Origin of the sequence: Georgenia daeguensis (genome assembly GCF_039537705.1) — a bacterium.
Classification (GTDB): Bacteria; Actinomycetota; Actinomycetes; order Actinomycetales; family Actinomycetaceae; genus Georgenia; species Georgenia daeguensis.
In genome coordinates this window covers 53275-76077 of record NZ_BAABBA010000017.1, presented here as the reverse complement: position 1 = coordinate 76077, position 22803 = coordinate 53275, and the positions used below count along the sequence as shown (strand labels likewise).

General features: G+C 71.1%; 19 protein-coding genes. 2 read left to right on the top strand and 17 right to left on the bottom strand.

Features of this window, described 5'->3' with window-relative positions:
- Positions 1-25 precede the first annotated feature (25 nt).
- The 3 genes from ABD774_RS15770 to fdxA all read right to left on the bottom strand — a co-directional run bounded on the left by ABD774_RS15770 (position 26) and on the right by fdxA (position 2920).
- A complete protein-coding gene (locus ABD774_RS15770; protein WP_345043148.1) occupies positions 26-1324 on the bottom strand; it encodes a citrate synthase in 1299 nt (432 codons plus the stop codon).
- A gap of 140 nt (positions 1325-1464) precedes the next feature.
- Positions 1465-2601, bottom strand: coding sequence for a succinyldiaminopimelate transaminase (gene dapC / locus ABD774_RS15765; protein WP_425554571.1), 1137 nt, complete (start codon positions 2599-2601; stop codon positions 1465-1467).
- A gap of 1 nt (position 2602) precedes the next feature.
- The gene (gene fdxA, locus ABD774_RS15760) at positions 2603-2920 is read right to left on the bottom strand and encodes a ferredoxin (RefSeq protein ID WP_248257651.1); all 318 of its coding nucleotides are present in this window, start codon (positions 2918-2920) and stop codon (positions 2603-2605) included.
- Between the two features lie 114 nt (positions 2921-3034).
- On the opposite strand from fdxA, the gene ABD774_RS15755 reads away from it, so the two are divergent.
- Entirely contained in the window at positions 3035-3256 is a 222-nt protein-coding gene (locus ABD774_RS15755; RefSeq protein ID WP_345043145.1) for a putative acetyltransferase, read from the top strand.
- A 31-nt stretch (positions 3257-3287) separates the two neighbouring features.
- On the opposite strand, the gene ABD774_RS15750 is transcribed toward ABD774_RS15755, so the two are convergent.
- The 5 genes from ABD774_RS15750 to typA all read right to left on the bottom strand — a co-directional run bounded on the left by ABD774_RS15750 (position 3288) and on the right by typA (position 9390).
- Entirely contained in the window at positions 3288-5279 is a 1992-nt protein-coding gene (locus ABD774_RS15750; RefSeq protein ID WP_345043142.1) for a VanW family protein, read from the bottom strand.
- A 122-nt stretch (positions 5280-5401) separates the two neighbouring features.
- A complete protein-coding gene (locus ABD774_RS15745) occupies positions 5402-5911 on the bottom strand; it encodes a flavin reductase family protein (RefSeq protein ID WP_345043140.1) in 510 nt (169 codons plus the stop codon).
- The gene (locus tag ABD774_RS15740) at positions 5908-6315 is read right to left on the bottom strand and encodes a DUF6113 family protein (RefSeq protein ID WP_345043137.1); all 408 of its coding nucleotides are present in this window, start codon (positions 6313-6315) and stop codon (positions 5908-5910) included. Before ABD774_RS15740 ends, ABD774_RS15745 begins: the two co-directional genes overlap by 4 nt.
- A complete protein-coding gene (locus ABD774_RS15735; RefSeq protein ID WP_345043135.1) occupies positions 6312-7421 on the bottom strand; it encodes a PIG-L family deacetylase in 1110 nt (369 codons plus the stop codon). The genes ABD774_RS15740 and ABD774_RS15735 overlap by 4 nt, the downstream gene beginning before the upstream one ends.
- Before the next feature lie 52 nt (positions 7422-7473).
- Positions 7474-9390 carry a translational GTPase TypA gene (typA, locus tag ABD774_RS15730; protein ID WP_345043133.1) on the bottom strand — a complete coding sequence of 639 codons (1917 nt, stop codon included), beginning with the start codon at positions 9388-9390 and terminating at the stop codon, positions 7474-7476.
- Between the two features lie 218 nt (positions 9391-9608).
- Between typA and ABD774_RS15725 the strand changes: the two genes are divergently transcribed.
- Positions 9609-10193 carry a PH domain-containing protein gene (locus tag ABD774_RS15725; RefSeq protein ID WP_345043130.1) on the top strand — a complete coding sequence of 195 codons (585 nt, stop codon included), beginning with the start codon at positions 9609-9611 and terminating at the stop codon, positions 10191-10193.
- Between the two features lie 80 nt (positions 10194-10273).
- On the opposite strand, the gene ABD774_RS15720 is transcribed toward ABD774_RS15725, so the two are convergent.
- From ABD774_RS15720 to ABD774_RS15680, 9 genes are all read right to left on the bottom strand, one after another.
- A complete protein-coding gene (locus ABD774_RS15720) occupies positions 10274-12001 on the bottom strand; it encodes an ABC transporter family substrate-binding protein (RefSeq protein ID WP_345043128.1) in 1728 nt (575 codons plus the stop codon).
- A gap of 177 nt (positions 12002-12178) precedes the next feature.
- A complete protein-coding gene (locus tag ABD774_RS15715; RefSeq protein ID WP_486327330.1) occupies positions 12179-14317 on the bottom strand; it encodes an ABC transporter ATP-binding protein in 2139 nt (712 codons plus the stop codon).
- Between the two features lie 2 nt (positions 14318-14319).
- The gene (locus ABD774_RS15710) at positions 14320-15318 is read right to left on the bottom strand and encodes an ABC transporter permease (protein ID WP_345043126.1); all 999 of its coding nucleotides are present in this window, start codon (positions 15316-15318) and stop codon (positions 14320-14322) included.
- Between the two features lies 1 nt (position 15319).
- Positions 15320-16303, bottom strand: coding sequence for an ABC transporter permease (locus tag ABD774_RS15705; RefSeq protein ID WP_345043123.1), 984 nt, complete (start codon positions 16301-16303; stop codon positions 15320-15322).
- Positions 16304-16561: 258 nt separating this feature from the next.
- Entirely contained in the window at positions 16562-18307 is a 1746-nt protein-coding gene (locus ABD774_RS15700) for a dipeptide ABC transporter ATP-binding protein (RefSeq protein WP_345043121.1), read from the bottom strand.
- Complete coding sequence (locus ABD774_RS15695; RefSeq protein ID WP_345043118.1) at positions 18304-19290, bottom strand: ABC transporter permease; 987 nt, start codon at positions 19288-19290, stop codon at positions 18304-18306. The genes ABD774_RS15700 and ABD774_RS15695 overlap by 4 nt, the downstream gene beginning before the upstream one ends.
- Positions 19283-20209, bottom strand: coding sequence for an ABC transporter permease (locus tag ABD774_RS15690; RefSeq protein ID WP_345043116.1), 927 nt, complete (start codon positions 20207-20209; stop codon positions 19283-19285). Before ABD774_RS15690 ends, ABD774_RS15695 begins: the two co-directional genes overlap by 8 nt.
- A gap of 241 nt (positions 20210-20450) precedes the next feature.
- A complete protein-coding gene (locus ABD774_RS15685) occupies positions 20451-22088 on the bottom strand; it encodes a peptide ABC transporter substrate-binding protein (protein WP_345043113.1) in 1638 nt (545 codons plus the stop codon).
- 219 nt (positions 22089-22307) lie between these two features.
- Positions 22308-22700 (bottom strand): spore germination protein GerW family protein, encoded by a 393-nt coding sequence (locus ABD774_RS15680; RefSeq protein ID WP_345043111.1) that lies wholly within the window; start codon positions 22698-22700, stop codon positions 22308-22310.
- Positions 22701-22803: the final 103 nt, after the last annotated feature.

Genomic DNA, 22803 nt, shown 5'->3' with positions numbered 1-22803 from the left:
AGCAGGGTTGATCAGCGCTGCATGCTCAGCGCTGCTCGACAGGCACGAAGCTGCGCTCCGCCTCACCGGTGTAGACCTGGCGCGGCCGGCCGATCTTCGTCGTCGGGTCCGCGATCATCTCGCGGTACTGGGCGATCCAGCCGGGCAGGCGGCCCAGCGCGAACAGGGGGGTGAACATCTGCGTCGGGAAGCCCATCGCCTTGTAGATCAGCCCCGTGTAGAAGTCCACGTTCGGGTAGAGCTTGCGCTCGATGAAGTACTCGTCGTTGAGCGCGATCTCCTCCAGGCCCATGGCGATGTCGAGGAGCTCGTCGTCCTTGCCCAGGCGGGCGAGCACGTCGTGCGCCGCCTCCTTGACGATGGCGGCGCGCGGGTCGTAGTTCTTGTAGACCCGGTGCCCGAAGCCCATGAGGCGGACGCCGTCCTCCTTGTTCTTGACCTTCTTCATGAACTCGGAGGCGTCGCCGCCGCCGGACTGGATCTTGGTGAGCATCTCCAGGACGGCCTCGTTGGCGCCGCCGTGCAGCGGGCCCGACAGCGCGCCGACGCCCGCGGCCACGGAGGCGTAGATGTTCGCGTGCGAGGAGCCGACCATGCGCACCGTGGAGGTGGAGCAGTTCTGCTCGTGGTCCGCGTGCAGGATCAGCAGCATGTCGAGGGCCTTGACGATGGCCGGGTCGACGTCGTGGCGCTGGTAGGGCAGCCCGAAGGTCATCCGGATGAAGTCCTCGACGTACCCCTTCGAGGCGTCCGGGTAGAGCAGCGGCAGACCGGTGGCGCGCTTGGCGATGGCCGCGATCATCGTCGGCACCTTCGCCATGAGCAGCACCGTGGACAGCTCGCGCTGGTACGGGTCGTGCGGGTCCAGCGTGTGCTGGTAGTAGGTGGCCAGCGCCGCGATGCCCGCCTGCAGGATGGCCATCGGGTGGCCGTTGGCCGGGAACGCCGTGAAGAACGCCTTGAAGTCCTCGTGCAGGATCGTGTGCCGCTTGATGCGGCGCTCGACGGCCTCCAGCGTGGCGGCGTCGGGGAGCTCGCCGTAGATGAGCAGGTAGGCGGTCTCGAGGAAGCTCGAGCCCTTGGCCAGCTGGTCGATCGGGTAGCCGCGGTAGCGCAGGATGCCGGCGCCGCCGTCGATGTAGGTGATCGCGGACGTGGTCGAGGCCGTGTTCATGAAGCCCGGGTCGAGCGTCACGAGGCCGGTCTCCTTCAGCAGCGAGGAGATGTTCACCCCGTCGTTGCCCTCGACGGCGGGCACACGGTCGAACCGGAGCGTCTTCCCGTCCACCTCGAACGTCGCCGGGCTCAGCTCAGCATTCGACATCTGTGTTCCTCCTCGATCGGCTCTCTGGGGAGCGCCTCGTTGCGTGGTCCAGGGTCGAACGGCCCCGGAGACGTGATCCGGTCAACAAAGATATGCCATCAGCACCGCGTACCAGGAAATCCGTCCGGGCCCGGACGGGCTCAACCGATCGGGCCTCCCTCGCGCAGCCGGCGGGCGGCCTCGGCGACCCGCTCGTCGGTGGCCGTGAGGGCGATGCGCACGTACCCCTCGCCGTGCGGCCCGTAGAAGGTGCCGGGCGCGACCAGGATGCCGCGGTGGGCGAGCGCGTCGACCAGCTCCCACGACGTCGCCGGCCGGGAGAGCGCCCGCACCCACAGGTACAGGCCCGCCACGGACAGCGGGTCGTGCGCGAGCCCGGCCGCGCCGACCGCCTCCAGGAGCACCCGCCGCCGCGAGCGGTAGCGCTCCCGCTGCTCCGCCACGTGCGCGTCGTCGGCCAGCGCGGCGGTCATGGCAGCCTGGACCGGCCCGGGCATGAGCATCCCCGAGTGCTTGCGGACCTCGGTGAGCCGGGCCACGAGCGCCCGGTCGCCGGCCAGCAGGGCGGCCCGGTAGCCCGCGAGGTTGGACTGCTTGCTCAGGGAGTACAGGACGAGCAGCCCGGCGTGGTCTTCGCCGCACACCCGCGGGTCCAGCAGGCTCGGCACGCCGTCGGCCGCCGCCGGCCCGTCCCAGGCCAGCTCGGCGTAGCACTCGTCCGAGGCGACGACGGCGCCGCGCTCGCGGGCCCAGGCCACCACCGCCGCAAGCTCGCGGACGGAGAGGACGTGCCCGTCGGGGTTCCCCGGCGAGTTCAGCCAGACCAGCCGCGCGTCCGGCCAGTCGGCCGGGTCGGGGCCGACGGCGACCGGGGTCGCCCCGGCCAGCCGCGCCCCGACGTCGTAGGTGGGGTAGGCGGTGCGCGGGTGGAGGACGACGTCGCCCTCCCCCAGCCCGAGCAGCGCTGGCAGGAGCGCCACGGACTCCTTGGAGCCGATCGTGGGGAGCACCGCGTCGGTGCGAAGCCCGGGCACCCCGCGCCGCCGGGCGAACCAGGCCGTGATCGCCTCGCGCAGCGCGAGGGTGCCGATCGTCTGCGGGTAGCCCGGGGAGTCGGCGGCGGCGGTCAGGGCGTCGCGCGCGACGGCGGGCGTGGGGTCGACGGGGGTGCCGACGGACAGGTCGACGATGCCGCGGGGGTGCGCGGCGGCACGCGCCTTGGCGGGGGCGAGCGAGTCCCAGGGGAAGTCGGGCAGCGCGCTGCCGTGCAGCGGCACCTCAGGCCTGCGGGGGCAGGGCGGCGATCATCGGGTCGTCCTTGTCGATGACGCCCATCTTCGCCGCGCCGCCCGGGGAGCCGAGGTCGTTGAAGAACTCGACGTTCGCGCGGTAGTAGTCGGACCAGACCGCCGGGGTGTCGTCCTCGTAGAAGATCGCCTCGACCGGGCACACCGGCTCGCAGGCGCCGCAGTCGACGCACTCGTCCGGGTGGATGTACAGCATCCGCTTGCCCTCGTAGATGCAGTCGACCGGACATTCGTCGACGCACGCCCTGTCCTTGACGTCCACACACGGCTGGGCGATGACGTAGGTCACGAGAGCTTCCTTTCCTCGCTGCGACTGCTCGGCGCACGGGCGCGCCGTCGCCCTAGTATCGCCCAGCCCGTCCGCGGGCACGACCGGCGTCCGCGGTCGGGCAGGATTGCCCCCATGAGCGCCACCCCCGGACCGCCCGCCCTCCCGTGGCTGAGCTGGCGTGCCGGCGACCGGGTCGTGGTGCGCTACCGGGAGGCCGACGGCCTCCACGACGCGCTCGGTGAGCTGCTCGAGGTCGAGCCCGGCGCCGTCGTCGTCCGCACCCGGCGCGGGGACGTGCGCGTCCCGGCCGAGGCGATGGTGACGGGGAAGCGGGTGCCGCCGCCGCCCGGCTGAGGCCGGCCCCGACGGCGGGGGTCCGGAGGCGTCAGCCCTGGTCCTCGCCCTCCGACGGGGGGTCGCCGCAGACCACGTGGTTCCACGGCGTGTAGGTCCAGGTCCAGCTCTCGTCGTCGTGCATCGTGCCGTCCTTGTACCGCTGCCGGTCGACGGTCACGGTGAAGCCGGGCTGCCCGCCGCTCTCGGGCTTGCACTCGGGCGAGGGGTTGTACACCGTCTTGGGCTCGACGACGTTGTACTTCTCCGACGTGCTCGTCCGCACGTCCCACACGTCCGTGCCCCACAGGCGGGCGTGGACCGCGTCGCCGGTGACCCAGGCCTGGACGAGCACGCCGTACTCGGTGTTGTTCCGCCAGATCATGTCCGTGCTCGGCTCCCACAGCGTCGCCTCACGGCCGGGCGGGTACCGCTCGAACCACCGGCTGTGCGGGGTGTGGGTGACGTCGTCCATGCCCGCGAGGAAGCCCACGTTGAACATGTTGGTCGAGAGCTGGGAGAGGCCGCCGCCGACGGCGGTGGAGACGAAGCCGTCCTCGACGACGCCGGAGGAGACGTACCCGTTCGCGGCGGAGATCGGCCCGATCGCCTCGAGGAGGGAGAACTCCTCGCCCGGCATGACCAGGACCCCGGTGACCTTCTGCGCGCCGACCTTGAGGTTCGTGGTGCGGACCGGGTCGTAGGGCATCGGGGAGGAGAACTCTGCGATGACCTCCTTGACGCCGAGGGCCTCGGCGTCGGCGGTGCTGAACTCCGGCTCGGCCTCCACGAGCGCCACCTCGGCGGTGCGGTCCGAGGACGTCCCGGCGGCGTGCACGGCCTCGGCGAGCTGGTCGGGGTCGAGCCCCTTGCCGGTCGTGGACGGCACGATCGTCGGCCTGCCGTCCTTGAGGACGATCTTGGCGTCCTCGCCGGTGACCTGGATCTGCGGGTTGACCTCGGCGACGGCGTCGGCCAGGCCCTCGCCGTCGAGCTCGAGCTTCAGGGCGGAGCCCTCCGCCACGAAGGTGGCGTTCGCGGCGAGCTGCTCCGGCGAGAGCTCAGCGAGCGTGCCGTCCACGCTCACCGTGACGGGCGCGGAGACGAGCGGCTGGGCGAGGGTGGTGAGCGCCTCGTCCACCGCCTCGGCACCGACCGCCGGGGCGACCGGCTGCGTCGGCAGCTCCAGCGGGCGCTCGGCGGTGAGCCAGGTCCGCGCCACCGCCTCGGTGGCGGCGTCGACGTCGACGGCCGTCCCGTCGACCGGCTCCGTGACCTCGGGCGTGGCTCCCGCGAACGTGATGGCTCCCTCCACCGGCGCGACGTCGAGCTCGCCCGCCACGGTCGTGAGGGCCGCGCGCAGGGCGGTCTCGTCGACCTCGGACACCGGCTCGACCGGTCCCATGCCGAACAGCCGTCCCCACAGCACGCGCGGGTCGAGGGTGAAACCGGTGAGCCCGTCGAGGGTGGCGTCGACGTCGAAGCTCAGGCCGACGGCCGCCGGGTCGAGGCTCGAGGCGGCCTCGCCGACCGCGGCGGGCACCTGCTCGGCGGCCAGGGGCGAGAGCTCGGCCTCCAGGCGCACGCGGGCGTCGTCCGCCGGCAGGCCGCCGATCGGGACGCCCGCGACGGTCGTGCCGTTGGGTGTGCGGTCGCCGAGGAACCAGGCGCCGGCCCCGTAGGCCAGGGCGAGGAGGACGACGATGATCCCGGCCACCAGTCCCCCGCGACGTCGGCGGCGCGGCTCCTCGGCGCGGAACTGGTCGAACGGCGAGGGCATCGGGCGGTCCTGGGGATCGGGGGCGGCGTGCACGGGCGCCGCATGGACGGCGGTGGCGTCGGGGCCGGCGGCGGGGAGCGTGACGGTCGCGTCGGCGTCGGGCTCCGGTGCGGCGGGTGCCTGGCCCGGGTCCTGCTGCCTGCGCGCGAGAACGGAGTCGAGATCGGACATCCCGTGGGCTCGGTGGGTGTCCGGGGTCGGGCGGTCCGCGGGGCCGACGGTGTCGTCGACGGACCCGCGCCCGGCTGCTCGGTCGTCAGTCACTCAGCGTCCTTCTTCCCCCTGTGCCGCCCCGTGCGACCTCAGCATGGTAGGACGCATGCGTCCGCCGCACCGCCGGGCGCTGCCCAACGTCACCACATCGTTACGGACACCCGTGACGTTCCCTACAGCGCGCGCACCCGCCCGAGGTGGTGCACCAGTCCCCCGGCGCCCGTGGTGCCGGTGCGCGCGTCGATGACCTCGCCGACCACGACGTCGTGGTCGCCGGCGTTCTTGATCCACGCCGTGCGGCACTCCAGCCAGCCCTGCGCGGCGTCGATCAGGGCGGCGCCGGAGTGCTCCCCCGCGTGGTGCGGGACCCCGATGAGCTGCCCGAACGCGGGGCGTCCCGGCATGGCCAGCCGTTCCGCAGCCACGACCGCCGAGGCGTCCAGGATGCTGACGGCCCAGGTGTCCACCTCGTCCAGCGCCTCACGCAACCGGGCGTCGGTGTACACGCAGAACAGGACCATCGGCGGGCGCAGCGAGACCGACGTCACCGCCGTCGCCGTCATGGCGAGGTCGAGGCGGCCCTGCCGCAGGGAGACCACGGTGACGCCGCCGGGCAGCCGGCCCATCGTCGCCCGGTACCGCTCGACCAGCTCCTCCGGGACGGGCGCCGCGCCCGCACTCACCGGGCGGTCCCGGCCCGGCGGACGGCCGGGCCGTCGGAGAACCACCTCCGGGGCGCGAGCATCGTCAGGGCGGCGACCAGCGGCATGCCGAGCAGCCACGCGTAGCTGAGGAGCTGGTCGGTGACCAGGACGTCCCCGTTCGGGCTGACGAACGTCATGGTCAGGGTGGTCAGGACCCCGGCGAGCCCGAGCAGGAACACGCCCGCGCCGTCGGCGGCGGAGCGGGCGAACACCGCACCGACGACCACCAGGGCGAAGGCGGCCGGCAGGCCCGTCGGCACCCCGCCCGCCGTCCAGCGGTGGACCAGCGTGCCGGCGGCGCCGACGACGACACCGGCTACCACGGCCACGACGGCGGCCACGACCCTCCCGGTTCGGTCGCCGCGGTCCGTGCGCTCGTTCACGCGACCGTCCCGCCGAGGAAGGCGGCGAGCCGGTCGGCGCCCCGGGTACCCGCGAGCCGGTCCCGGGTGAGGCCGTCGATCGTCCGGGGGTCGCTCAGCTCCTCCACCCGGTCCCGGCCCGGGGCCAGGCGCAGGCTCGCGGTGCCGAGCAACGGCTGCAGGATGCCGTTGCTCACGGCGTACCAGCCGCACACCGGCAGGCCGCGGTTCTCCTGGCGGGTGAGGTCGAGCAGGTGGACGGCCTGCACCTGGGTGCGGTGGGCCTGCATCGCCTGCACGACGGCGGGAAGGACGGGCTTGACGTCGATGGTCAGGTCCACCTGCTCGTCGGGCACCACGAGCGAGGGCAGCTCGTGGTCCGCGGCGAGGGTGCCCAGGGCGTCGCCCCGGGTGCCGAACTGCGGCTGGCGGTCGACCATGGCGTCCAGCCAGCGCAGCGCGGCGCGGTACCGGGTCTCGGGCTCCACGATCCAGCCGACCACGGGCACGTCCCAGGGGTCGAGCTCGGACAGGGGGTCGTCGGGCTCCTCGGACGGCGCCGCGTCGGCGGCGAGCTCCACGGCCCGCATCGTCACCTGGTGGAGGTGCACGTGGTCGGGGTGGCCGTAGCTGCCGTGGGCCTCCTCGGTGATCACCACCTGCGGCCTCGCACGCCGGACCACGGTCGCGAGCAGCCGCGCGGCGACCTCCACCGGCACGGACGTCAGCGCGTCGGCGGCGGACTCCGTCCCCGGGCCGGCCAGCCCGGTGCGGATCCAGGCCATGCCCGAGTCCGTGAAGTGCGCCGGCCGCTTCGCGGCGAGCCCCGGCTGGGTGTCGAGGAACCGGTGGGCCCGCACCCCGAGCGCCGAGAGCGCCCGCGAGAGCTCGTGCTCGCGCTCGTGCGCGAGCGCGGGGCGGTCGTCGGCGAGGTGCGCCAGCTTCGGCGCCAGGATCTCGCCGAGCTCGCCCCGGGTCGCGGTGACCACCCCGACGCCGACGCCCACCGAGGCGGCGCTCGCGAGGACGCCGCCCGCTCCCAGCGTCTCGTCGTCGGGATGGGCGAAGACGCCGAGGAGCCCGCCGGTGATCATGGGGGCCCGGGAGATCGCGTGCAGGTCGGTCATGTCCCCCATCATGGCCCTGTCCGGCCGAGGTCGCAGGCGAGCCGGCGGGCCGTCAGACCTGGGCGGCGCGCCTGTTGCGCGAGGTGGTACGGAAGCGGTCCTGGGAGTCCAGGATGACCTTCCGGATCCGCACCGCCTCAGGAGTGACCTCGACGCACTCGTCCTCGGCGGCGAACTCGAGGGACTCCTCGAGGGTGAGCCGGCGCGGCGGCACGAGGTTCTCGAAGTTGTCCGCCGTGGAGGAGCGCATGTTGGTGAGCTTCTTCTCCTTGGTGATATTGACGTCCATGTCCTCGTTGCGGGAGTTCTCCCCGACGACCTGGCCCTCGTACACCTCAGAGGTGGGCTCGACGAAGAACGAGCCGCGCTCCTGCAGGTTGATCATCGCGAACGGGGTGACCGAGCCGGCCCGGTCGGCCACGAGCGAACCGGTGTTCCGCAGCTCGATCGGTCCCTGCCACGGCTCGTAGCCCTCGGCGATCGAGGAGGCGATGCCGGTGCCGCGGGTCTCCGTGAGGAACTTGGTGCGGAACCCGATGAGGCCACGGGCCGGCACGACGAACTCCATGCGGACCCAGCCGGTGCCGTGGTTCGACATGGTCTCCATGCGGCCCTTGCGCTGAGCCATGAGCTGGGTGACGGTGCCGAGGTACTCCTCGGGCACGTCGATGGTCATGCGCTCCATGGGCTCGTGGCGCTTGCCGTCGATCTCCTTGGTGACCACCTGCGGCTTGCCGACGGTCAGCTCGAAGCCCTCGCGGCGCATCTGCTCGACGAGGATGGCCAGCGCGAGCTCGCCGCGGCCCTGGACCTCCCAGGCGTCGGGCCGCTCCGTGGGCAGCACCTTCAGCGAGACGTTGCCGATCAGCTCGCGGTCGAGCCGGTCCTTGACCTGTCGGGCGGTGACCTTGGCGCCCTTGACGCGGCCGGCCAGCGGCGAGGTGTTGATCCCGATCGTCATGGAGATGGCGGGGTCGTCGACGGTGATGAGCGGCAGCGGTCGCGGGTCCTCGGGGTCCACGAGGGACTCACCGATGGTGATGTCCTCGATGCCGGCCACGGCGACGATGTCGCCGGCGAACGCCGACTCCGCGGGCACGCGGTCGAGCGCCTCGGTGCGCAGCAGCTCCGAGATCCGGACGTTCTTCGTGGTGCCGTCGGCGCGAGCCCAGAGCACGGACTGGCCCTTGCGCAGCTCACCGTTGTGGATGCGCAGCAGCGCCAGGCGGCCGAGGAACGGCGACGCGTCGAGGTTGGTGACGTGCGCCTGGAGCGGGGCGTCCTCGTCGTAGGAGTAGGCGGGGATCTTCTCGATGATCGTCTCGAAGAGCGGCTCGAGGTCCTCGCTGTCCGGCAGCGTGCCGTCGGCGGGCTGCGCCAGGCTCGCCCGGCGGGCCTTCGCGGAGGCGTAGACGACGGGGACGTCGAGGATCGCGTCGAGGTCGAGGTCCTCGACCTCGTCGGCCAGGTCGGACGCCAGACCGAGCAGGAGGTCCTGCGCCTCGGAGACCACCTCGGAGATGCGCGAGTCGGGGCGGTCGACCTTGTTGACCACCAGGACGACCGGAAGCTTGGCGGCGAGGGCCTTGCGCAGCACGAACCGGGTCTGCGGCAGCGGCCCCTCGGAAGCGTCGACGAGCAGGACGACGCCGTCGACCATGCTCAGCCCGCGCTCGACCTCGCCGCCGAAGTCGGCGTGGCCGGGGGTGTCGATGACGTTGATCGTCAGGCCGTCCTCGAGGCCGGCCTTCTGCGCGGCCGGGCCGCGGTAGTGCACCGCGGTGTTCTTCGCGAGGATGGTGATGCCCTTCTCGCGCTCGAGGTCGCCGGAGTCCATCGCGCGCTCGTCGACGTGCTGGTGCTCGCCGAAGGCGCCCGACTGCCACAGCATGGCGTCGACGAGCGTGGTCTTGCCGTGGTCGACGTGGGCGACGATCGCGACGTTGCGCAGGTCGGAGCGCAAAGGCATACGCGGGACTCATTTCATCGAGAGGTTCTGCCCCGCGCGGCACGGCCCGGGGCGGGCCTCGGCGGCCCGCAGGACGTCCGACGGCGGTGGGCAGGCACCCGATCACGGGCACCAAGGGTCGATTCTACTGCCGAGGGTGCCTCTCGCGTCACCCCGGAGCGCTGTGCGCGCGGTCACGGGCGGGGCGGCAGGCCGCGGCGGGCAGGGATGATGACGCCATGGGACCGACCATCGTCTTCCGCCCGACCTCCGCCCGCGTCTACGCCGTCCTGTGCTGGATCGTCGCGTTGGCGATGCTGCTCGCCTTCGCCACCAACGGCGGCCTGGCGGAGGTCCTGCAGTACGGGCCGGTGGCGCTGGCGATCGCGGCCCTGGGCTGGGCGGTCTTCTGGCAGCCGCACGTGCGCGTCGAGGCCCGCGGCGTGACGCTGGCGAACGTCTTCCGCACCCACGAGGTCGGGTGGGAGGCCGTCGAGCGCGTCGAGACGCGCTGGGGGCTGAACCTGCGCACACCGGCCGGCAGGCTCTCCGCCTGGGGCGCCCCCGCCAAGGGAGCGCTGTTCGCCGGGCGGCGGTCGGAGGCGCAGCCGGAGCTCCTCGACACCGACGGCACGGGCACCTTCGCCGCGAGCGGGGACTCGGTGCTCGTGGGGCGGGTCATCGAGCTGCGGGCCGGGCAGGCGGGTCTTCCGCGTCCGGCCGGTGCGTGGACCGGCGTCCGCTCCACGACCAACGTCGCGGCGGTGGTCGCGGTCGTCGGTGCCGTCACCCTCGCCGTCGTCGCCGCGACGACGCTGGGCTGAGCCGGGCGCGGGCACGGCACAGGGCCGGTGGTCACCCACCGGCCCTGTGGTCGTTCCCCGTCGGGGGCGTCAGCGAGCGGTCACTCGGCGACGAAGCCCCAGTTCTCGGCGCGTGTGGTGCTGAAGCCCGTGGCACCGAAGTTGGCGAGGTTGCTCACCGTGGCCACGAGGTCGGGGCGCTGGTACAGCGGCAGGGTGTGCACCGACTCCCAGATCAGCTTGTCGGCCTCGTTGGTCAGCTCGATCCGCTTCTCGAGGTCGGTCTCGACCGCGATCTGGTTGATCAGCTCGTTGAGCTCGGGGTTGTTGAGCTTGGCGTAGTTCGACGTGTTGGTCGACGGGTCGCCGTAGATCTGGCCGATGCTGTCCATCGGGTACGGGGTACCGATCCACGAGAACGCCATGATCTCGAAGTCGCCGGCCTCGAGCGCCGGGCCGAACTCGTCGACCGGGGTCTGGACGAGCTCGAGGTTGATGCCGACCTCCTTGAGCTGTGCCTGCGCGAGCTGGGCCTCGTTCTCCGAGACCGGGACACCGGTGAGGACGGAGAACTTCACCGTCAGCGGCTGGCCGTCCTTCTCCCGGATGCCGGTGGACTCGTTGAGCACCCACCCGGCCGCCTCGAGGTCGGCGGCGGCGCGCTCCGGGTCGTACTCGAAGTCGCCCGCGTTGTCCTGGTAGCCGGCCTGGTTCTCCATGAAGAAGTGGTTGTTCAGCGTGCCGATGAGGTGCTCGGGCATGCCCGCGAGGTCGGACTCGGCGATCGCCTGACGGTCGAGCGAACGCACGATCGCCTGGCGGATCCCCTGGTCCTGGAGCAGACCGGCGGTGGAGTTGAACGTGAAGTGCCGCCAGTTCGGCGCGAGCGCCTCACGGATCTCGGCGTTGGCCACGGTCTGGGCCAGCTGGTACGCGTTCGGGTCCGAGCCGATGTCGAAGACGTCGATCTCGTTGTTCTGGAACGCGGTGCCGGTGGCGTCGGAGGCGACCACGCGGAACTGGACCTCGTCGAGCAGCGCCTCGGGGCCCCACCAGTTCTCGTTCGGGACGAGCGTGAGGACCTGCTGGGCCTTGTCGATGTTCTCGACCTTGTACGGGCCGGTGAACCAGTCGGCCGGGTACTCCAGCCAGCCCTCGTTGAAGGTGGCGGCGTCCGCGAGGCCCTCGGCCGGCAGGACGGAGCTGACGATGCGGCTCCAGTCCGGGTACGTGGACTTGAAGGTGATGACGACCTGGAACTCGTCCTCGCCCTGCTCGACCGACTCGATCTGCTCGTAGGGCGTCGTCTCGACGCAGAGGAACTCGGTGTCCTCACCGTTGCACGCGGTGAGCGTGGCCTCGTAGTCCTCCCACGTGATGGGGTCGCCGCTGTTCCACTTGGCGTCGGGGTTGAGGTTGAGGGTGATGACCTGCTGCTCGCCCTCCATCTCGTCCGTGAAGTCGACCAGGTAGTTCTCGTTCGGCGTGGGCTTGCCCTCGCCGTCGTAGTCCCAGTTCGCCACGGAGATGGTGTCGCGGATGTCCGTGTAGTCGGCGTTGTTGCCGTTGACCTGCATCGGGTTCCACTGCGGGGGCAGCTCGGCGACGGCGCGACGCAGCGTGCCGCCCTGCTCGAGCTGGTCGCGGGAGGTGGCGTTGACCTGGAACAGGTCCCCCTCGCCCTCCGTGTTGACGCCCGGACCGGCCTCGCCGCCGGCGGCCGTGGTCTCGTTGCCCGAGCCGGTTTCGCCGCCGTCGCTGCAGGCGGCCAGGACGAGAGCGAGTGCCGCGCTGGTAGCGAGGACTGCTGCACCCTTCTTCGTGCGCACTGTTGAACCTCCATCAGGTGAGTCGAGAACGTCGGCGGTCACCCGCTGAAGGCAGACATCGGTCTGCGGCACGTTCTGTGGGATGTACTGAACCACGCACGGTGTGACATACCGCACGCTTACCGATAATTCGGGGTCACTTGTGACCCAATTGAGACCCGCAGGAAGTGGGCCCCGTCAGAAGACCTCGACCGCCTCCGCGTAGTGGCACGCCGAGCGCTGGTCGTGCGCCATCGGCCGCAGCGCCGGCTCCTCCGAGATGCACCGCGAGCGTTCGTCGTCGGAGAGGGTCAGGAACTTCTGGCACCTCGTGCGGAACCGGCAGCCCGACGGCGGGTTCGCCGGGGACGGCAGGTCGCCGGAGAGGATGATCCGCTCCCGCTTGCGCTCGAGCTCGGGGTCCGGCACCGGGATGGCCGAGAGCAGCGCCTGGGTGTACGGGTGCGTCGGGCGCTCGAACACCTCGTCCACCTGGCCCACCTCGACGATCTTGCCCAGGTACATCACGGCCACGCGATCGGCGATGTGCCGGACCACGGACAGATCGTGGGCGACGAAGAGGTAGCTGAGCCCGAGCTTCCCGCGCAGCTCGTCCAGCAGGTTGATCACCCCGGCCTGGATGGAGACGTCCAGGGCCGAGACCGGCTCGTCGAGGACGAGCAGCTTGGGCTCCAGCGCCAGGGCCCGCGCGATACCGATGCGCTGACGCTGGCCGCCCGAGAAGTGCTGGGGGTAGCGGTTGGCGTGCGAGGGCTCCAGACCGACCAGGCGCATGAGCTCACGCACCCGCTCCTCGGCCTTCTTCCCGTGGACCCCGTTCGCCTCGAGCGGCTCGGCGATGATGTCGAAGACCGGCAGCCGGGGGTCGAGCGAGGCCATCGGGTCCTGGAAGACCACCTGCAGGTCGCGCCGCACGCGCCTGCGGGCCTGCCGGCCGCGGAGCGTGGCGACGTCCTTGCCCAGGACGACGACGGTGCCGTCCGAGGGCGCCCTCAGGTCGAGGATCTCCAGCAGCGTCGTCGTCTTGCCGCAGCCGGACTCCCCGACCAGCCCGAGGGTCTCCCCCGCGCGGATGTCGAAGCTCACGCCGTCGACGGCGTGGACCGTGCCGACGCGGCGCTTGAACACCGAGCCCTTCATCAGCGGGAAGTAGCGCTGCAGGTCCGTGACGCGGAGCACCTCCTCGCGCTCCTCGCGGGGCAGCTCCGCGAGCGGGTGCTCCACGAGGCGCGGCAGCGGGTAGATCTCCTTGAAGGTGAGGTCCTTCGCGGCGATCTCCTCCGACCGGTGGCAGGCGGACGCGTGCCCGAGGCCGCGGGTCGGTTCGAGGGCCGGCTCGATCTCCCGGCAGACGTCGACGGCCATCGGGCAGCGCGCGGCGAACGGACAGCCGGGCGGGAGGTTGAGCAGCGAGGGCGGGTTGCCCTCGACCGGGGCGAGCGCCCGCTTCTCCCCCTCGTCCGGGCGCGGCAGCGAGCCGAGCAGCCCGATCGTGTAGGGCATGGTGGAGCGGTAGTAGATGTCGTCCACCGGCCCGCTCTCGACGACGCGGCCCGCGTACATCACGGCGACCTTGTCGGCCAGGCCCGCCACGACCCCGAGGTCGTGGGTGATCATGACGACGGCGGCCCCGGTCTCGCGCTGCGCGGTCTTGAGCACGTCGAGGATCTGCGCCTGGATCGTCACGTCGAGGGCCGTCGTCGGCTCGTCCGCGATGATGAGGTCGGGGTCGTTGGCGATGGCCATGGCGATCATGGCCCGCTGGCGCATGCCGCCCGAGAACTCGTGCGGGAACGCCTTCACGCGCACCTGCGGGTTGGGGATCCCGACGAGGTCGAGCAGCTCCACCGCCCGTTCCTGCGCCGCCCGGTCGTCGAGGTCGCGGTGGGTCTGGAGCGCCTCGACGATCTGGTCACCCACGGTGTAGACGGGGGTGAGAGCGGAGAGCGGGTCCTGGAACACCATGCCCATCTGCCGGCCGCGGATGCGGGACATGTGCGCGTCGGAGCGGCCGAGCAGCTCCTCGCCGTGCAGCCGCACCGAGCCGGAGACCCTGGCGGTCTCGGGCAGCAGCCCCATCACCGACATCGAGGTGACCGACTTGCCCGAGCCGGACTCGCCCACGATCCCGAGCACCTCGCCGGCGCCGACGGAGAAGCTCACGCCGCGGACGGCGTGGACCACGCCGTCCTCGGAGGGAAAGTCCACGGTGAGGTCCTGGACCTCGAGCACGGGGACGCCGTGGACGCGCGCCGGGCCCCGCGCGTCGAGCGTGGTCGCGGTGCCACCGCCACGGTTCCTGCTGCGGCTGAGGATGTTCACGCGCGGCCTCCGGACCTCGACGAGGGGTCGAGGGCGTCGCGCAGCCCGTCGCCCACGAAGTTGATGAAGATCAGCATCAGCGTCAGCACGGTCGCCGGCGCCAGGAAGATCCACGGGTACGTGGACGCCATCCGCTGCCCCTCGGCGATGAGCGTGCCGAGGGACGTCTCCGGCGCCTGCACGCCGAAGCCGAAGAAGGAGAGCGACGTCTCCGCCAGCACGGCCGAGGCCACGGCGAGCGTGGCGTCGATGATGAGCAGGGAGGAGATGTTCGGGATGACGTGCCGGAAGATGATCTTCGGGGTGGACACGGACATGTACTTCGCCGCGGTGACGTACTCCAGGCCCTTGATGCCGAGCGTCATGGAGCGCACGACGCGGGCGGAGAGCATCCAGCCCAGGCCGGCCAGCAGCAGGATCAGCATGATGACGGAACCGCGGCTCTGACCGGTCTGCACCGAGATGATCGCGATGATGAAGAAGCTCGGCACCACGAGCAGCAGGTCGATGACCCACAGGGCGACCTTGTCGAACCAGCGGCCGTAGTAGGCGGCGAACGAGCCGATCGTCGCCGCGACGAGCGTCTGGACGACGGCGACCCCCAGGCCGATGAGCATCGACTTGCGCAGGCCCTCGGCGGTGAGGGCGAAGACGTCCCGGCCGGCCTGCGTCGTCCCCAGCCAGTGGGCGTCGCTCGGGGGCTTGAGGAAGGCCGTCTGGTCGATCTGCGTGTAGGTCCACGGGCTCAGGTACGGGCCGGCGACGGCGAACGCCGCGAGCAGCAGGTAGCCGACCAGGCCCACGACGGCGGTCCTGTTGCGCAGGAAGCGCCGCAGGATGATGCGGCGGCGCGAGAGCCGCCGGGTCACGGCCGGGACGCCGCCGGTCGCCACCTCCGGCAGCTCCGCCGTCAGCGGCGCGTTCTTGTCGCCGGGCTCGTAGTCGAGCGGGATCCCCGCCGGACCGCTCGCACGGTTCCCGTTCGTCGTCGTCATCTCAGCTCACCCTCACTCGCGGGTCGAGGGCGGCCACGAGCACGTCCGAGAGCATGGCGCCCACCAGGACGCACACGCCGCCGAACGCCGCCACCGCGACCGACCCGTTGACGTCCTGCGCCGTGATCGCCTGCACGCCGTAGATGCCCATGCCGTGCCAGCCGTAGATCAGCTCTGTGAACGTCGCCCCGAGGACGAGGGTGGCGATGGTGAACGCGAAGTACGTGCCGGTGGGGATCAGCGCGGTGCGCAGCGCGTGCCGCCGCAGCGCGCGGCCCTTGCGCAGCCCCTTCGCCCGCGCCGTGCGGACGTAGTCCGCACCGAGCGTGTCGAGCATGAGGTTGCGCTGGATCCGGCTGTAGGACGCGACGCCGCTGAGCGTCAGCGTGATGGTGGGCAGCAGCAGGTGCTGGAGCCGGTCGAAGAGCGGCGCCAGCGCCCCGTCCCCGTGCCGGCCCGTCTCCCCCAGGAACTCGAAGAACTGCGTCCCGGTCGCCTGGTTGATCTGGATCGCGAGGATCTGCAGGACGACGGCGATCACCAGCGTCGGCGTCGAGATGATCACCAGGGAGAGCAGCGTGACGGCCCGGTCGCTGATGCGGTACTGCCGCGTCGCGGTCCAGGCGCCCAGCGCCACGCCGAGCGTGATGCCCAGCACCGACCCGATGGTCACCAGCCGCAGGGAGACCCACACGCGCGTGCCGATCTCCTCGTTCACGCGGTTGCCGAAGGGCGTCTGCCCCCAGTCCCACGAGGTGACGACGCCGGTCAGCCACGTCCAGTAGCGCTCGAGGACCGGCGTCTTGTCGTTGAGGTTGTACGCGGTGAGCGAGGCGTCGATCGAGGCGGGGTCGATCGGTGGGTTGCGCAGCTCGTACAGGGACCGCGGGTCGAGCTGCGTCGCCGCGAGGACGTACGTCAGGCTCACGGCGAGAAAGAGCAGGACCAGGTAGTTCAGGAACCTGCGCGAGAGGTACGGGAGCATGCTCTGTCTTTCGAGGCGCGGCCGGGCCCGGAGGTCGAGCCACTCGCGTGACTCGTCGCACGGTTCGACCTGACGGACGACGCCACACGTGGCCAGGTGTGACCTGGCTCATGCGGCGTTCCGACAGAGTACATGCTCGTCCAATACTCCAGGCCCGCCGAAGGTCACGGTACGGCCACGCCTGGACCGCCTCCCCCACAAGCGACCGCCCGCCGTCGTGCAGGAGCACGGACGGCGGGCGGCCGGGACGGTTCGGACCTAGGCGCGGGGGGTCTCGGGCACCTCGGGACCGAGCTCGAGGCTCGCCCCCGGGATGGCCGCGAGCAGCTCACGCGTGTACTGCTGGCGCGGGTTCTCGAAGACCTCGTCCGTGGTCGCCTGCTCGACGATCCGGCCCTTCTCCATCACGGCGACCTGGTCGGCGATCTGCCGCACCACGGCGAGGTCGTGCGTGATGAACAGGTACGTCAGGCCCAGCTCCTTCTGCAGGTCGTTGAGCAGGGTCAGCACCTGCGCCTGGACCAGCACGTCGAGGGCCGAGACGGCCTCGTCGCAGACGATCAGCGACGGCTGGAGGGCGAGGGCCCGCGCGATGGCGACGCGCTGGCGCTGGCCGCCCGAGAGCTCGTTGGGGTACCGGCGCATCGTCGACCTCGGCAGGGCGACCAGCTCGAGCAGCTCGGCCACCCGCGTGGCACGGGACTTCTTGTCGCCGATGCTGTGGACGCGCAGCGGCTCCTCGATGGTCCGGAAGATGGAGTACATCGGGTCCAGCGAGCCGTACGGGTTCTGGAAGATGGGCTGCACCTGGCGGCGGAACTTGAACAGCTCGCGACGGTCCAGCGTCCCGACCTCGGTGCCCTCGAACACCACCCTGCCCTCGGTGGGCTCGAGCAGGTTGAGCATGATGTTGGCGACGGTGGACTTGCCCGAGCCGGACTCGCCCACCAGCGCCATCGTCGAGCCGCGCGGGATGGCGAACGAGACGTCGTCGACCGCCTTGAACTCCTTGCCCACACCGGGCACGGCGCCACGCAGGGTGAAGACCTTCGTGAGGTTCTGGACCTCGACGATGTTCCTCGCCCGCTCCGGGTGGCCCTCGCCGCTGGCGAGCAGCTCCTCTGTCTGGACCCCCTGCTCCTTGGCGCTCTGGATGCGCCGCGACGCCAGGGACGGCGCGGAGGCGACCAGGCGCTGGGTGTAGGGGTGGCGCGGGTCGGAGAGGATCTGCCGGGCCGGCCCGGACTCGACCACGCGGCCCCGGTGCATCACCACGAGGTGCTCGGCGCGCTCCGCGGCGAGCCCGAGGTCGTGGGTGATGAAGAGGACCGCGACGTGCCGCGACCGGGTGAGGTGGTCCAGGTGGTCGAGGATCTGCCGCTGGACGGTGACGTCGAGCGCGGAGGTCGGCTCGTCCGCGATCAGCAGCCGGGGCTGCCCGGCGAGGCCGATGCCGATGAGTGCGCGCTGGCGCATGCCGCCGGAGAACTCGTGGGGGTACTGCTTGGCGCGCCGTGCGGCGTCGGGCAGGCCGGCGGCCGCGAGGACCTTCTCGACCTCGGCGTCGGCGTCCTTGCCCCTGGCGACGCCGTTCGCGACGAGGGCCTCCTTGACCTGGAAGCCGATCTTCCACACGGGGTTCAGGTTGGACATCGGGTCCTGGGGCACCAGCCCGATCTCCCGGCCGCGCAGGTCCTCGATCTCCTTGCGGGAGGCCCCGACGAGCTCGCGCCCGCCGAACTTGATCGAGCCCCCGGTCACGCGGCCCGTGCCCGGCAGCAGGTCGATGACGGCGTGCGCCGTGGTGGACTTGCCGGAGCCGGACTCGCCGACGATCGCCACCGACTGGCCCGGGTAGACGGTCAGGTTCGCCCCACGGACGGCGGGCACCATGCCCGTCGAGGACTGGAAGGCGACCTCCAGGTCACGGATCTCCAGCAGCGGGGTGTTCGGGTCGACGGTCTCGGCCACCGCCGTCGTCGTCGCGGTGAGGTTCTCCGTCATCGGGTGCGCACCTTCGGGTCCAGGGCGTCGCGCACCGCGTCACCCATCATGATGAAGCCCAGCACCGTGATGGCGAGGGCGCCGGCCGGGTAGAAGAGCACCTCCGGGCGCGTCCGCAGGGACTGCTGCGCGATGGAGATGTCGCCGCCCCAGGAGACGACGTTCGGCGGCAGGCCGATGCCGAGGAAGCTCAGGGTCGCCTCGGCGACGATGAACGTGCCCAGCGCCACGGTGGCGTAGACGATGATCGGCGCGGCCGCGTTGGGCAGGATGTGCTTGGTCAGCGCCGAGATCCGGCTGACGCCGAGCGACTTCGCCGCCGTGACGTAGTCGTTGTTCTTCACGCTCATGACCGAGCCGCGGGTGATGCGCGCGATCTGGGTCCAGCCGAACGAGGCCAGCACCGCGACCACGGTCAGCGAGGTCCTGTTCTCGCTGAACAGCTGCATGATCACGATCGCGGCGAGGGTCAGCGGGATCGCGAAGAAGATGTCGGTGATGCGCGAGAGGATCGTGTCGAACCAGCCGCCGAAGAAGCCGGCGACGGCGCCCATGACAGTGCCGATGACCAGCACGGCCAGGGTGGTGAGCACACCGACGATCACCGAGGGGCGGGCGCCGTAGATGACGCGGGAGTAGATGTCGCAGCCCTGCTTGTCGAACCCGAAGGGGTGACCGGCGGCGGAGCCACCGAGGCTGTTGGAGAGCTCGCAGAACCGGGGGTTCTGCGAGGTGAAGAGGCCCGGGAACGCCGCGACGACGACGACGAGCGCGATGATGGCCGCGGCCACCCAGAAGAGCGGACGACGGCGGAGCTTGTGCCACGCCTCGCTCCACAGGCTGGAGGGGGCGCCGGAGTCGTCGACCGCGTCGACGGCGCCGAGGCCCGTCTCGTCCATCTCGGCGAAGAAGTGCTCCTGGTGCCGCCGCGTGGCGACGGGCTCCGGACCGCGGCCCGGGCCGGTGTGGATGATGTCAGGCATAACGGATCCTCGGGTCCAGAGCGGCGTAGAGAAGGTCGACGACGAGGTTCGCGACGATGTAGATCAGGACCAGCACGGTGGTCAGCGAGACGACCGTGGCGTTCTCCCCCTGCAGGACGGCCCGGTAGAGGGTGCCGCCCACGCCGTTGATGTTGAAGATGCCCTCGGTGACGATCGCCCCGCCCATGAGGGCCCCCAGGTCCGCACCGAGGAAGGTCACGACCGGGATGAGGGAGTTGCGCAGCACGTGCACGTTGATGACCCGGCCGCGGGAGAGTCCCTTGGCGGTCGCCGTGCGCACGTAGTCGGCGGTGAGGTTCTCCGAGACGGAGGTCCGCGTCAGCCGGATGACGTAGGCGAACGACACGGCCCCGAGCACCAGCGCCGGCATCAGCAGACTCTTGAAGTCAGGGTCGCTGCCCGCCGTCGTCGGCAGCCAGCCCAGCTGGACGCCGACGAAGAACTGGAGCACGAAGCCGATGACGAACGTCGGCACCGCGATGACGAAGAGGCTCGTGACGAGCGCCGTGGCGTCGAAGAGGCCGCCGCGACGAAGGCCGGCGACCAGGCCGACCAGCACGCCGAAGACGGCCTCGAAGACCAGCGCCATGACGGCCAGCTTGAACGTGACGGGCAGCGCGCCCTTGATCACGTCGAACACGTCGCGGCCGGAGAAGGTGATGCCGAAGTCCAGCGTCAGGATGCCCTTGAGGTAGAGCAGGTACTGGACGATGAACGGCTCGTCGAGGTTGTACTGCTGGCGGATCTGCTCCTTCACGGCCTCCGGCAGCCCACGCTCACCGCCGAGGGCGGCGACCGGGTCGCCCGGCAGGGCGAACACCATGAAGTAGATGAGCAGCGTGGCCCCCAGGAACACGGGGATCACCTGCAGGATCCTGCGCCCGATGTACCGGAGCATCAGGTCCCTCCTCGATCAAGTCGTTGATTCAGACACTACGCGTGGACGTCGGCGGGCCATCGTGGCTCGGCGTCGACGGGTGCGAGGGACGACGATACGTCGTCGCCCCGCGACGCACGAAGCCGGGGGCCGGACCTCACGGTCCTACCCCCGGCTCCGGGGCGGTTCGGAGTGAGCAGGCTCACTCCGGCCGCGTGAGCGGCGTCACCGTCACGGGGTGAGAACCATCACCCCGGGGCGGTCACTCCGACTTGGTGACCTGGTAGAGCAGCGGCTCGGAGTCCCAGCCGAACTCGACGTTGTCGACCGTGTCGGCCCAGCCGCCGGTGACGTTCTGGTACCACAGCGGGATGCCCGGCAGGTCGCGGAAGAGGACTTCCTGGGCCTTCAGGAAGTACTCGTTGGCCTCCTCGATGGACCCGGCGGAGTTGCCCTGCGCCATGAGGGACTCGAACTCGTCGGAGGCGTAGAACGCGTCGTTGGAGCCCGCACCCTCGGTGTAGATCGGCGCGAGGAAGTTGGCCAGCGACGGGTAGTCGCCCTGCCAGCCGGCGCGGAACATGCCGGTCATCTGCTTGTTGTCACGCGCGTCCAGGAACTCCGAGAACTGCGCGTACGGCTCCATCTCCGCCTCGATGCCGAGCGTGTTGCGGATCGAGTTGTTCACCGCGTCTACCCACGGCTGGTGGTCGGAGTCGGTGTTCGTGGCGATGGTGAAGGTGCGGTCGCCCCACGGCTCGATGGCCTCGGCCTCGGCCCACAGCTCCTTGGCGCGCTCCGGGTCGAACTCGAGCACCTCGTTGCCCGGGACCTCCTCGCTCCAGCCGGCGATGACCGGGGAGGTGAAGTCCTTGGCGGGGGTGCGGGTGCCGTTGAAGATCACCTCGGTGACCTCCTCGCGGTTGATCGCGTGGGAGATCGCCTGGCGGCGCAGCTGCCCCGCCTCGCCCGACCACTCGGGCAGGTACGACGGGACGCTGAGGGTCTGGTTGATGGCCGCCGGCTGGTTGACGGAGCGGCCCTCGAGCTCGTCCTCGAACGAGGTGATCGAGGAGTTCGGGATGTTCTCGATGACGTCGAGGTTGCCCGAGAGCAGGTCGGCGTACGCCGCGTCCTCCTGCTCGTAGAACACCACCGACACGCCGCCGTTCTGGGGGGTGCGCCCGCCCTTGTACTCGGGGTTCGGCACCATGTCCACGCGGACGTTGTGCTCCCAGGCGCCCTCGCCGTCGAACATGTACGGGCCGTTGCCCACCGGGTTCTCGCCGAAGGCCTCCGGGTCCTCGAAGAAGACCTCGGGCAGCGGGTAGTACGCGGTGTAGCCCAGGCGCAGCGGGAAGTCCGCCTCCGGCTGGACGAGCTTGACGGTGAACGTCAGGTCGTCGACCACCTCGAGGCCGGTGAGCTCGGAGTCCTTCTCGTACGAGAAGCCCTCGATGACCTCGAAGAAGTAGCTGTTGTTCTGGGCGTTGCTCAGCAGCGCGCCGTAGTTCCAGGCGTCGACGAAGCTGCTCGCGGTGACGGGCGAGCCGTCGGAGAACTTCCAGCCGTCCTGCAGCTTGATCGTGAAGGTCTGGTTGTCCTCGGTCTCGATGGACTCGGCGACCTCGTTCTCGACGCTGCCGTCCGCGTTGTAGCGGACGAGCCCGGCGAAGAGCTGGGTCATGATGCGGCCGCCGCCGGTCTCGTTCGTGTGGGCGGGCAGCAGCGGGTTCTGCGGCTCCGTGCCGTTGACGGTCACGATCCCGGTGCTGGTGCCCTCGGTGGCACCGGCGGTCTCGTCGGCGCCGGTGTCGTCACCGGACGAGCCGCACGCGGCGAGCACGAGGGAGCCCGCAAGAATCGTGGCGGCCATGCCCGCCATGCGCTTGGTCTTCAATGTTCCTCCTGATGAGTGAGCGGAACGCTCGCCCGCCGATGGCGCCCGGGTCCCGGGCACAGGCACACGGGCCTCGTCGGCGAGATTAGGGAACGATATGTCGCCCCAGGAGGTGCACCGGTCACCGCGGCCCGATCGTTACCCGATCGTGACCACATCGTGAGACATCAAACACCGGCCGAAACGCCGGACGGTGGGGCCTTGGTCCCGTCCCCGACGTCACCGGCGCCGGCGGAAAGCCCACGCCAGCGCGGCGACCGCGACGAGGATCTGACCGCCGACGGCCAGCCGGTTCACGTCCAGGGCGGGCTGCCACTGCACCGAGCCGTCGTGCACGACGAACACTCCGGCCGGCTTCGCCAGCATCCCGAACCCGCCGCCGCCCCCCTCACCCTCGGCACCTCCGGCAGCGCCGTCCTGCGCGCCCGGCGCGCCCCTGGCGTCCGGGCGCGCGGCTCCCCCGTAGCCCATGCCGGAGCCGCCCATCACCTTCGCGACCGGGATGACGGTGGTCTCGCCGACGACGTAGGCCTCCCCGAACACCCGGCGCACGGTGAGTGAGTCGCGCGCGGACTCGGTGATCAGGTCGACGCTCGTGCTGCCTCGGTCCATGTCGTCCTCCGGCTCGGCCGAGCAGCGAGAGCCCGGCGGTTCCGGCCAGCGTAGGACGCGCCCACCCCGCTCGGTGAGGTGTCAGGAGCCGCCCCTCCGGCGC